Origin of the sequence: Lachnospira multipara ATCC 19207, from assembly GCF_000424105.1 — a bacterium.
Classification (GTDB): Bacteria; Bacillota; Clostridia; order Lachnospirales; family Lachnospiraceae; genus Lachnospira; species Lachnospira multipara.
Map to the genome: position 1 here is coordinate 98867 of NZ_AUJG01000002.1, position 12266 is coordinate 111132.

The window sequence follows — 12266 nt, forward strand, 5'->3', positions numbered from 1 at the left end:
ACGACTGTAATACTCTTACTATTTTAACAAAAAGAGCAATTAGTGTAAATAAATATAAGGATTATATACAAATTATTCTGTAATATTGTCTTGTAAATTTTGTAACATTTTTGTAAAATATTATTTGTACGCAGAGGGACCTTTATGTAAATTAAAGGAGCGTATAAATGAAACTTTTAAAAATATATAATAAATATAGATATTGGCTAAGATATGTAATTATGGGCATTGCGATAGTTGTCCTTGGAATAATTTATATTTTTAGCAGGGATTTTGATAAATTAAACATAAATAATAATGACATTCAAAACGATGTAGAGGAAAGCACAGAATTTGTAACATTTTCTCAAACACAGACAGAGGAGACTAGTAAGATTTACGTATACGTCTGTGGGGAGGTGCAAAATCCTGGGGTTTATGAATGTAATAACGGTGATAGAGTGATTGACGCTATTAATTTAGCAGGCGGTGCTCTTGAAGGCTCAAATTTAACGAATTTAAATCTAGCAGATAAGCTATCTGATGGATTAAAGATATATATTCCTAATATTAATGAAGAAGGGTCAGAGTATTCTTTTAGTGAGACGGGTGGATCATCTAATGGTTTTTCTAATGAAAAAACTAAGAAGGTGAACATTAATAGCGCAACTAAAGAAGAACTTATGACTCTTAAAGGCATTGGAGAATCAAAGGCTGAGGCGATTATTTCCTATAGAAAGGAAAAAGGCGCCTTTAAATCTATTGAGGATATTAAGAATATATCTGGGATTAAAGAGCAAGCGTTTGATAAAATCAAAGATTTTATTTGTGTTTAAAATAAAATAGTAGGAGATTTGGTATGGCTGACAAGGTTTTAGTAGTAGATGATGAAAAGTTGATTGTAAAGGGATTAAAGTTTAGTCTTCTTCAGGATTATAAGACTGTTGATGTGGCTTATGACGGGGAAGAAGCGCTTAATTTAGCCAAAGAGAATAATTACGATATTATTTTACTTGATATTATGCTTCCGAAGATGGATGGACTTGAAGTTTGTCAGCAGATACGTGAATTTTCAGATGTACCAATTATTATGTTAACTGCTAAGGGCAATGACATGGATAAGATTTTAGGTCTTGAATACGGGGCTGATGATTATATAACAAAGCCTTTTAATATATTAGAGGTTAAGGCTAGAATGAAGGCTATTCTTAGAAGAAATAAGTCTAAGAGCCAGGAAGAGAAAAAGTCAAACCTTATTACTGCAGGAGATATGAAGATTGATATTGATGGACGTAATCTCTTTATTGAGAATAAGGAAATCTATCTTACTGCTAAGGAGTTTGATTTACTTGAAATTCTTGCTTCAAACCCAACTAAGGTTTACTCCCGTGATAGCCTCTTAAAGAAGGTTTGGGGAAGTGATTACCCAGGAGATGCAAGAACTGTAGATGTCCATGTTAGAAGACTAAGAGAAAAGATTGAAAAGAATCCATCAGATCCACAGTATGTACATACAAAGTGGGGCGTGGGTTATTATTTTAATGTCTAATAGTAAGTGGTATATATATGGTGAAGGTAAGAAGAAAAAGAAAGAAAATAAGTATTACAAAAATAAGGAAAAGGTTAGTTGCCTTTTTTAAACGATTGTCGGTTATCGAATACATTTTCATAAGCCTTATTTCTTGCGGAACCCTATTCTTGGCGACTTTTGTAATTGATAAGGCATATTATGATGCTTTGGTAGATAAATATATTTCCAACCTGCAGAATACTACAGTAATTGCAGCGGCGGAATACTCTAATTATGCTAGTTTAGAAGATGCAGTTGAAAGTGGTATGAATAATAGGCTTAATGTAGCTTCAGCCATTGGTAATGTTAGACTTAGACTTGTAAATTCTAACTTAGAAGTTACTTGGGATACCTATGGAACGGATACTTCTAAGACTTTGATTAATTCTAAGATTCTTCAGATTTTTCAAAATGAAAAGACAATATCGGAATTTGACAAGGAGAACGGCAAGGTAGAAACAGCCACTCCTGTTTATAATTCTAGTGATGAATTAATCGCGGTTTTAATAGGTGACCTAGATGAATCAGAGGTTGCAGATGTATTTGAATATGTGGATGACATTGATTTTGCCCTTCATATTATTCTTGTGACTGTTTTGCTTGTGATTTTATTTATTAACATCCATTTGATTTATAAAAAGCTAAATAAAAAGTTAGATCTTGTGGCAGATATTGCTCAAGGTCATACAGATAGACGTTTGCCTGAGGGCAAATTAACAGAATATAAAAGATTTGCTAGTGATTTTAATAAGATTTTGGATGCGGCTAGTAAGGTGGATGATTCAAGGAGTGAGTTTGTGTCAAATGTATCTCATGAATTAAAGACACCTATTACTTCAATCAAGGTTTTAGCGGATTCTCTTAATACAGGAGAGGATTTCCCAATTGAAGTCTATAAGGAATTTATGGCGGATATTGTTACTGAGATTGATAGAGAAAGTAAGATTATTGATGATTTATTAGCACTAGTTAGAATGGATAAGTCAGCTTCAGCACTTAATATTACAGCAGTTAACATGAATGAAATGTTAGAGCTGGTTTTAAGAAGACTTCAGCCTATTGCTAAAAAGAAGAATATTGACGTCTTATTTGAAAGCTTTAGACCAGTAATTGCCAACATTGATGAAGTGAAGATGACTAGAGTTATTACGAATTTAGTAGAGAATGCTATTAAATATAATGAGAGTAATGGCTGGGTTCATGTTTCCCTTAACGCCGATCACCAATACTTCTATATAAAGGTGGAGGATTCAGGCATGGGAATTCCAAAGGAGAGCCAAGACAAGGTATTTGATAGATTTTATAGAGTCGATAAGGCTAGATCAAGACAGACAGGTGGTACAGGACTTGGTCTATCAATTGTCAAAAATATTATTCTTATGCATCATGGAACAATTAAGTTACATAGTGAAGAAGACGTGGGAACAGTATTTACCATTAGAGTTCCAATTAACTATGTAAAAGAAGTTAAATGATAGGGGACAATATGAAAAAGATAACTGGTATGATTTTAATCGCAACTATGTTAATAAATTTAGTGGCTTGTCAGACTAGTGGCAGCAGCTATTTTTATTATTACACTAATACAAGTTGCGTAGAACTTATAAAGAAGGAAACAAAGTTAAAGACTGACTCGAATGAAGAAATAATCAAGGCTTTAATTGATTGCATGGGCACTAAAAGCAGTGACAAGAAGGAATGTGTTATTAAGCCAGATTATGTAACAGATCCTACAGTTTCAATTTCAAACGACTATTGCTTACTTGATTTTGATAGTAGTTATTATCAAATGGATTCCTATACGGAAGTTTTATATAGAGCTGCAATGGTTAAGGAAATCACTCAGCTAAAGGACATTGAATACGTGGAATTTAATGTAGATGGCGAGGATCTTGTAAAGAATAATAAAGAAGTTGGGGTAATGACAGCCTCTGACTTTGTAGATGATGCCAATAACGGCGATGATTCCGTTGAGTGGACTAATGTTACCCTTTATTTTGCAACAAAATCCGGGGACAAGTTAATTAGATACAATAGAACTCTTTCTCATAGCAGCAATGTTTCGGCTGAAAAGCTAGTGATTGAGACTTTAATAAAGGGTCCAACCCAGGCAGGTTTTTATAGAACCCTTCCAAGTGATGTGAGAGTCCTTAGCGTATCTGTAATCGATGGAATTTGCTATCTTAACCTTTCAAGCGAATTTGTTGATGAAATGGTAAATGTTACAAGTGAAATTCCAATTTACTCAATTACAAATTCTCTTTGTAGTTTAGAGGGCATCGACGCAGTAAGAATTCTAGTTAATGGTGACTCCTCAATTTCCTTTAGAGAGTCCATTAGCCTAGATACAGAGTTTGAATTTAACGAATCATTGATTAATGAATAATAACTAATGAGAAAGCTATTTTGTAATCTTAGATTAAAAAAAATAGATTATAGTTTGAGAGTATATAGGAAAGATTATGGAAAGACCAATTTTTATTGCAGCTATTTTTGCATTAATAACTGCATTTACATCTATATTTCTAGGGCAGGAATTGACTATTTTTGTCCTAATTACAGGACTTCTTATACTTCTAGCTTTAAGGGAGTATAAGAAAGTCTCTTATCTATATTTAATAATTCTATTAATAATTCCCATTGTAAGTATTAGGTCGTATTTTTACAAAAACCAAGCTAAGTTAATTTCTAATCTAGAAGTTAAGGAGGAGCTTAATACAAATGTATCAGGTTACGTAACTTGTATCACCAAGACGGAAAACGGAATAAGCTTTAGGCTTATGAATGTAAGGGTTGAGGTGGATAAAGATGTTTACCATGCTGATGATCATGCTAGTGATTATGGTAGCGAAAAGACTGCTTCTGAGAAGTTTTCAATTCTAGTTTATGCAGAGGCTAATACAGACCTTTTAGAGGGAGATTATATTGAGGCTAGTGGTAAATTAAAGAGGCTAAATACTAGTAGAAATGAAGGAAATTATAATCAAGAAGAATATTATAAATCCCTTGGAATAAGGGCATCTTTTACGATTTCAGATTTGAAAAAAATAGACAAATCTAAAACGGGGATCTACCCAGAACTTTTTAGACTAAAGGGGAATTTAATTAGAGTTTACGATAAAATTTTTACAAAAGACAAAGCAGCTATTGTAAAGGCCATGACCCTTGGAGTAAGAACAGATTTAACAGAACAACAAAAGCTAGATTTTAAGGATAGTGGAATAGCTCACCTACTTTCAATTTCAGCCCTTCATGTATCCTTACTTGGCCTTACAATTTATAAACTACTAAAGAGAAAACTGGATTATTTAGTTGCGGCCATTATAGCTGTATTTATTATGCTATCTTATCTAATAATTACTAATAATGGTATTAGCTGTAGAAGAGCGGTAATTATGTTAATTGCTTATTGTATTGCGGATAATCTAGCTAGGTCTAATGATTTAATTACAACTATTTCTTTAAGCTTGATAATTTTAATAGTAGATGATCCTTACGTTATAACTAATACGGGTTTTTTACTATCCTTTTTATCCATGGCAGCTATCGCCTTTATTTATCCAATAGTTATAAATGATGAGAAAATCCTTATGCTTTTTAAAAGAGAAGAATTGAATAAAAAGGACATGAAACAAAAGATAAAAAGAAAGCTTAGTGAAGCTTTTTGCCTTAGTCTATCTATTCAAATCGCTACACTTCCTGTAATTATTCTAATGAATTATGAAGTTGCTTTACTTTCTGTACTACTTAATTTAATTGTAATTCCCCTATTTAGCCTTCTTATGGTAAGTGCTTTTCTTTCTGGAATCATAGGACTTTTTAATATATTTTTATCCTTGCTTTTTGCAGGAAGTTCAAATTACATATTAGATTTTTATAGCCTACTTATGAAGATTAGCACAAGCTTTAAGGGTTCCATAATTCTAACGGGGGCTCCAAGAAGAGAATTTGTAATTGCGTATTATCTAATCCTTTTGGTAATTATAATTTTGGCTAAACTACTAAGAGATGAGATTCTATTTAAATATGTCTCTTTCTTTCAAAAAACTCTATTTGGCGCATACATTTTACTAATAATAATTGGGCTTAATCTTCACTACAAGGAGCTGTCAGGCCTTAATATTGTTAGTCTTGATGTGGGGCAGGGGGATTGCCAGCTAGTTAGCTTAGAGGGAAAAAATTTCCTACTTGATGGTGGTAGTACTGATGTTAAAAATGTTGGAGAGTATCGCATTTATCCTAGCCTTAAATATAGAGGAATTAAAAGTCTTGAGGCCATAACGGTGAGCCACTTTGATTCAGATCACGTAAATGGTTTAATTGAACTTCTTGAAAAGGCAGATAGACTTGAAATAAAGAAAATCGTAATTCCGGATGTAGAAAAGCTAGAGGAGAACGAAAATTATCTAAAAATGATAAAGCTAGCAAAGGAGCGAGGTATTAAGCTAGAATATATTAAGGCTGGGGATGTCTTATATTTTCAAAAGAATAAGGGCTTTAAAATCACATGCCTGCATCCCCTTAAAAATTTTAATTATGAGGATGCTAATGATTACTCCACATCCTTTTTAATAAATTACGGGGACTTTAAGGCTTTAACTATTGGTGATGCAACTGCTTTAGCTGAAAAAGCTATAATGGATAATGCTATGGCTTTTGGAGTAGATATTAGTAATATCAACCTTTTAAAGGTGGGGCATCACGGCTCAAAGACAAGCTCAAGTAAGGAATTTATTGATTTTACAAAGCCAAGTTTTAGTATAATTTCTTGTGGCATTAAGAATAGATATCATCATCCAAATGAGGAGACCTTAGATAAATTAAATGCTATAAATTCTAAAATTTATATTACAAGTAAGATTGGCGAAATTATGATAAATACTAAGAATTCCGGGAAATTAACTATAAGGGGATACTTAGATTAGTTTTGATTCTTGCCCTAATACATGGTATAGTTGAAGGGATTAATGGATAATTAGGAGTGACTAAATGAAAGAAATTGCTAAGGATATAAAATCTGGGGAATTTAAGAAGGCATATTTAATATATGGCGAGGAGACCTATTTAATAAAGCGATATAAGGAAAAGTTAAAGCAGGCTTTAGTAGGAGACGACACAATGAATTACGTCTATTATGAGGGCGAATCCATTGATGTGGACGATTTAATTTCTAGTTGCGATACAATGCCATTCTTTAGTGATAGAAAGACGATTATCGTTGAGAATAGCGGCTTTTTTAAGAAGTCTAATGATAAACTTGCAAATTATATTAAAGAATTGCCAGACTATCTTGTTTTGATATTTGTTGAAAAAGAAATAGATAAGAGAAATAAGCTATATAAGGCTGTGCAGTCCATTGGCTACGTTTCAGAGATGAGCTTTCAGACAAGTGCGGTTTTGAAAAAATGGATCGTTACCGTACTTGGGGCAAATCAGATTAAGATTACTTCTGAGGCTTGTGATGAGATTATCTTTAGAACTGGTTCTAACATGGAATTAATTAAGATGGAGCTTGATAAGCTAGAAGGTTATGTGGCGGATAGTAAAGAGGTTACAATTAATGAGGTTAGAGAAATTGTTTCAAGCCAGACAGAGAGTCATATCTTTGAAATGATTGAGGCCCTTGCTAATCACAATCAAAAAAGAGCCCTTAGTCTTTACTATGAATTGTTAATGCTAAAGGAAGCGCCATTAAAGATTTTATTTTTAATTGTTCGTCAGTTTAATGGAATATTACAGACTAAGGAATTAACTAATAGACATCTTTCAAATAAAGAGATAGCATCAGCCCTAAAGCTTCCGCCTTTCGTTATTGGAAAGTATCAAAGCCAGGCTAAAAATTTTAGTCTAGAGGAAATCAAGGATGCCCTTGAATTCTTTGCCGAAATTGACGAGAGTGCAAAGCAGGGTAGAATCTCAGATAGAATGGGTGTTGAGCTTGCAATTGTAAAGTATTCATCAAAGTAGAATTAAATCTAAAGGATTAGATTAAATAAAAAAAGCCAAATTATTAGGGCAGTGCATTAATAATTTGGCTCTTTTAGATTTAATTGTTGGCTTTTTAGATTATTAGACTTAAATAGACTTAAAAAAACCTCGTTGTGAGTGGGCTCCAACGAGGTTTTCATTAATCATATTATTAATCAAGTCTATTAAGCTAATGTGTTAACAGCCTTTGTAATACGAGATACTTTTCTAGCAGCTGTATTCTTGTGGAAAATTCCCTTTGAAGTAGCCTTAGAAATCTCGCTAATAGCAACAGTAAGAGCAGCTTCAGCAGCAGCCTTGTCACCAGCAGCAACAGCAGCTTCTACCTTCTTAATATAAGTCTTAACCTTAGACTTAATAGCCTTATTTCTCTCAGCTCTAACCTGACTTGTAATTACTCTCTTCTTAGCAGATTTAATGTTAGCCAATCCGTACACCTCCATTTAATAAAAATTATAATTTAGAATTTATACTGTTTCGCATTAAAGCCGGACACGGACGATCTAATGTAAACATACTCATATATATTAAAGTAGATTGAGAGGAATGTCAATATAAAATGGGAAAAAGATTTATTTAGTAAGTATTTTATCGTCGAAGTCGTAAATATAGACATTGTCTGAGAGTATCTCAGTTTGAGCAAGTTCAGATTGATTAACTGTATTAATTAGGAAATTAAGATCATCTTTTTTGATATTATCAGTTTTTCTTAGGATTAAAACCTCGTGAATTGAGGATGGAATAATGTAGAGATCACTATCAAGTTTTGTAGCGATTTTTTCAAGAACCCCAGGATAGAAGATACATGAGGCACCATTTACTTTATTTTCATTAGTAAGAATTAGTAAGTCGTCATCATCAAGCCTTACCTCGTCTAGCTCCATAAGCTCCATGTGCTTCTTTTCATAAACGGTCTTAAATAGGGAGTAGCAGTTTGGCTTTAAAAATGTTGGCGCATTAATAAGGGCATCTGCAAAAAGCGTGTCTTTATCAATATTCCAAAACTTAAGATGGGAATTCTTAATTAGTACAGAAGCGCTCTGCTTATCATCCTTGTCAATGACGCAAAGAAATACAAGGGCAAGGTCTAATCTTCTGATATGAGGGATATTTTCTAAAGTCTCCTTATTTCTTTCGTAATTAATAAGCTTAATGGCAAGGTGTTCCTTAACAAAATCGTAATCCGTATATCTATCGGCTTCCTTGGCAAATTCTGGAACCTTGGCATTAGCGTAAGTTTCATTAATTTTCTTAGTAATAGCATCAAGGCTTAAACCGCTTTTATATTCTTCGTATAGGGGATTTAGATAGATGGTTGGGGATACAACCTGGCCGGGACTAATAATTACAAGGCCGTCAAGCTTTAGATTGTTGTTTTTAGTTACCTGATTGATGTTAATCTTCACATCTTCATCAAACTGTGTCTGTAGATTCTCCTTAATAGACTGGGTGAAATCTTCGTAGTTTAATAATTTCATAGAGTTTCTCCTTTTTCTTATCTTTTTGTAAAAATGAAATGTGGTAAGAACTTTACCAATGATTATAGAAATGAATTTTTGAAAATTCTTATGTAGTATATACTAAAGTTTTCATATTGGCAAGTAGAAAATAAATGAAAAAATTTGATAGAAGCGCAAGAATATAGTAATATTAATTAGTATGTCGACACATGTAGCTCAGCTGGATAGAGCGTTTGCCTCCGGAGCGAAAGGTCGCGGGTTCGAATCCCGTCATGTGTATTTTTGCATATGCAAATAGAAAGGAATCAAGATGGAACGAATTAATAAATATTTAAGTGCCATTGGAGTATGTTCAAGACGTGAAGCAGACAGATTAGTTGAGGCTGGAAGGATTTTAGTAAACGGCGAACTTGCTAGCCTTGGAACTAAAGTTAGCGATGAAGATGAGATTAAAATAGATGGAAAACTTGTGGCAAGTAAAAATACAGAAGATGTATTAATTGCCTTTAATAAACCTGTTGGCCTACTTTGCACCACAGCAAGGGACCAGGGAGATAATATAGTAGATTTTATAAATTATAAGACACGAATTTATCCTGTGGGTCGACTAGATAAGGAGTCATGCGGTCTTATTTTACTAACTAATAATGGTGAGATGATGGATAAGCTACTTCGTTCTTCTAATCATCATGAGAAAGAGTATATTGTCAGTGTTGATGGTAAGGTGGATGATGCATTTTTAAAGAAAATGCGCTCCGGTATCTACTTAGAAGAACTAGATAGAACTACAAATAAATGTAAGGTGGAGAAGGTGGATGAGCACACTTTCACAATAATTCTTACTCAGGGCCTAAATAGACAGATTCGAAGAATGTGCAAGGCCTGCAATAGAAAGGTTACAAGCCTTAAAAGACTTAGAATCCTTAATATTAATCTAGGAGATTTAAAGACTGGAGAGTATAGGGAGATTACAGGTAAAGAAAAGGAAACTCTTTATAAGATTTTAGATGATTAGTTGACTTTTGATTTGTAGTTTAGACTTTAAATTTGAATAAAAGCGACATATTGCTTTGTAAAAATGCGACATAAGGGAGAAAATAAAATGGATAAATTAGATAGAATTAAAGAATTAGTTGAGATATTAAATAAGGCGGGGGAAGCCTACTATTCAAAGGGTACAGAGATAATGTCAAATTTTGAATACGACGCCCTTTATGATGAGTTGGTGGCCCTTGAAAAGGAAACTGGTCATGTGCTTTCAAATAGCCCAACAATTAATGTAGGTTTCGAGACACTTTCAGAACTTCCAAAAGAGCGTCACGAGTCTCCAATGCTTAGTTTGGATAAGACTAAGTCAAGAGAAGCTCTTAGAGACTGGCTTGGTGATAATCTAGGTGTCCTTTCTTGGAAACTTGATGGCCTTACTATCGTTTTAACTTACGAGAATGGTGAGCTTAGCAAGGCAGTAACTCGTGGAAACGGTGAGATTGGCGAAATCATTACTAATAATGCTAAGGTTTTTAAAAATATACCTCTAAATATTCCTTACAAGGGAAAGCTGGTGCTTCGTGGTGAGGCAATTATTTCTTACTCAGATTTTGAAAGAATCAACGAGCAGATTCCTGAGGCAGATGCTAAATATAAGAACCCAAGAAATCTATGTTCAGGTTCAGTAAGACAGCTAAATAACAAGATTACAAAGGAAAGAAACGTGCAGTTTAGAGCCTTTAACTTAGTTTCTGCCAATGATGTAGATTTTCAAAATTCTAGAAAATGCCAGTTTGAATGGTTAAAGAGTCTTGGCTTTGACGTGGTGGAATACAAGATGGTTACTAAGGAAACTATACTTGATAGCATCCAGTGGTTTGCAGATACTATTAAGACAAATGATTTCCCATCGGATGGTCTTGTTATTCTTTATGATGATATTGCCTATGGAAATTCTCTTGGTAGAACAGCGAAGTTCCCTAGAAATTCCATGGCTTTTAAGTGGTCTGATGAGACTGCAAAGACAAATTTACGTGAGATTGAGTGGAGTGCTTCAAGAACAGGTCTACTAAACCCTGTTGCAATCTTTGATACAGTAGAGCTTGAGGGTACAAATGTATCTCGTGCAAGCGTTCATAACATTAGTGTTATGGAGGGCTTAGAGCTTGGAATCGGTGATGAAATCGAGGTTTTTAAGGCCAACATGATTATCCCTCAGATTGCTAAAAATCTTACTAGAAGTTCTAAGTTAGAAATTCCAGCTAACTGTCCTGTTTGTGGTGGTGAAACTGAGATTAGATCTGTAAATGAAGTAAAGTCTTTATACTGCATAAATCCTGATTGTCAGGCAAAGCATGTAGGTAGATTTACACATTTTGTAAGCCGTGATGCCATGAATATTGATGGCTTATCTGAGGCTACTCTTGAGAAGTTTATTGGAAAAGGCTTTATTCATGATTTTGTAGACTTATACCATCTTGAAAGACATGCAGATGAGATTATTTCTATGGAAGGTTTTGGTCAAAAGTCATATAATAATCTAATAGAAGCCGTGAACAATTCAAGAAAGACAAATTTAGTTAGAGTAATCTATGGACTTGGTATTGATAACATTGGTTTATCAAATGCTAAGATGATGGTTAAATCCTTAAAGGGTGAGAATAACAAGGAGACTATTGAAAACATTTTAAATGCAACAGTTAAGAGATTAACTGACATTGACGGTGTTGGGGAAATCATTGCAGCCTCTTTAGTGGACTTCTTTAAGGAGGAGAAGAATTTAGACCTATTTAATCGCTTATTAGCTGAGTTAGAATTAGAAGAGATGCAGGAAACTCAGACTTCAAATATTCTAGAGGGCAAGGTGCTAGTAGTAACTGGTACTGTTAACATTTTCCCTAATAGAAATGCAGTCAAGGATCTTGTAGAGTCTCTAGGTGGCAAGGTTACAGGCTCTGTTACTTCAAAGACAAATTATTTAATTAATAACGATTCTAAGTCTCAGTCAGCTAAAAATAAAACAGCAGCTAAGCTAGGAATTCCAGTTATTACTGAGGAGGAATTCATTAAGCTTATTGGAAGAGAGGACCTTCTTTCATAAGATTTTGAACGCAGTGTAAGCAATCCCCCGCTTCGAAAGCGTAAGCTTTAAGCGGGGGTATAAAGCTTACTAGTGTCAGAAGGGGTTAAATCCCCTTCTGACAGGTGGCACAAAGTGCCGCTGCGTTCATGAGGAAGTAGCGAAGCGGATTCCGAATGTCCGCTTTACAATGTGCAGCTTA

At 34.0% G+C, this 12266-nt stretch carries 10 protein-coding genes and 1 tRNA gene; 9 read left to right on the plus strand and 2 right to left on the minus strand.

Annotated features, from left to right (window positions below; all coding sequences use genetic code 11):
• The first annotated feature begins 167 nt into the window (after window positions 1-167).
• The 6 genes from G600_RS0102890 to holA all read left to right on the plus strand — a co-directional run bounded on the left by G600_RS0102890 (window position 168) and on the right by holA (window position 7516).
• Complete coding sequence (locus G600_RS0102890; RefSeq protein ID WP_034245362.1) at window positions 168-815, plus strand: helix-hairpin-helix domain-containing protein; 648 nt, start codon at window positions 168-170, stop codon at window positions 813-815.
• A gap of 23 nt (window positions 816-838) precedes the next feature.
• Complete coding sequence (locus G600_RS0102895; protein ID WP_027430586.1) at window positions 839-1528, plus strand: response regulator transcription factor; 690 nt, start codon at window positions 839-841, stop codon at window positions 1526-1528.
• A gap of 17 nt (window positions 1529-1545) precedes the next feature.
• Window positions 1546-3024 carry a sensor histidine kinase gene (locus tag G600_RS0102900; protein ID WP_034245365.1) on the plus strand — a complete coding sequence of 493 codons (1479 nt, stop codon included), beginning with the start codon at window positions 1546-1548 and terminating at the stop codon, window positions 3022-3024.
• 11 nt (window positions 3025-3035) lie between these two features.
• Window positions 3036-3935: a GerMN domain-containing protein gene (locus tag G600_RS13625; RefSeq protein ID WP_051195336.1), complete on the plus strand. Its 900-nt coding sequence runs from the start codon at window positions 3036-3038 to the stop codon at window positions 3933-3935.
• Between the two features lie 76 nt (window positions 3936-4011).
• On the plus strand, window positions 4012-6474 hold the full coding sequence (locus G600_RS0102910) for a DNA internalization-related competence protein ComEC/Rec2 (RefSeq protein ID WP_027430588.1): 2463 nt from the start codon (window positions 4012-4014) through the stop codon (window positions 6472-6474).
• Window positions 6475-6538: 64 nt separating this feature from the next.
• Window positions 6539-7516 carry a DNA polymerase III subunit delta gene (gene holA, locus G600_RS0102915; RefSeq protein WP_027430589.1) on the plus strand — a complete coding sequence of 326 codons (978 nt, stop codon included), beginning with the start codon at window positions 6539-6541 and terminating at the stop codon, window positions 7514-7516.
• A gap of 185 nt (window positions 7517-7701) precedes the next feature.
• Here holA and rpsT read toward each other — a convergent pair whose 3' ends face one another.
• Both rpsT and G600_RS0102925 read right to left on the minus strand, forming a co-directional pair.
• A complete protein-coding gene (rpsT, locus tag G600_RS0102920) occupies window positions 7702-7980 on the minus strand; it encodes a 30S ribosomal protein S20 (RefSeq protein ID WP_034245369.1) in 279 nt (92 codons plus the stop codon).
• A 129-nt stretch (window positions 7981-8109) separates the two neighbouring features.
• Entirely contained in the window at window positions 8110-9015 is a 906-nt protein-coding gene (locus G600_RS0102925) for a DUF5688 family protein (protein ID WP_034245372.1), read from the minus strand.
• Between the two features lie 187 nt (window positions 9016-9202).
• On the opposite strand from G600_RS0102925, the gene G600_RS0102930 reads away from it, so the two are divergent.
• The 3 genes from G600_RS0102930 to ligA all read left to right on the plus strand — a co-directional run bounded on the left by G600_RS0102930 (window position 9203) and on the right by ligA (window position 12085).
• Window positions 9203-9276, plus strand: a tRNA-Arg gene (locus G600_RS0102930).
• Between the two features lie 31 nt (window positions 9277-9307).
• A complete protein-coding gene (locus G600_RS0102935; RefSeq protein WP_081669395.1) occupies window positions 9308-10012 on the plus strand; it encodes a pseudouridine synthase in 705 nt (234 codons plus the stop codon).
• An 87-nt stretch (window positions 10013-10099) separates the two neighbouring features.
• Window positions 10100-12085, plus strand: coding sequence for an NAD-dependent DNA ligase LigA (ligA, locus tag G600_RS0102940; RefSeq protein ID WP_027430593.1), 1986 nt, complete (start codon window positions 10100-10102; stop codon window positions 12083-12085).
• Window positions 12086-12266: the final 181 nt, after the last annotated feature.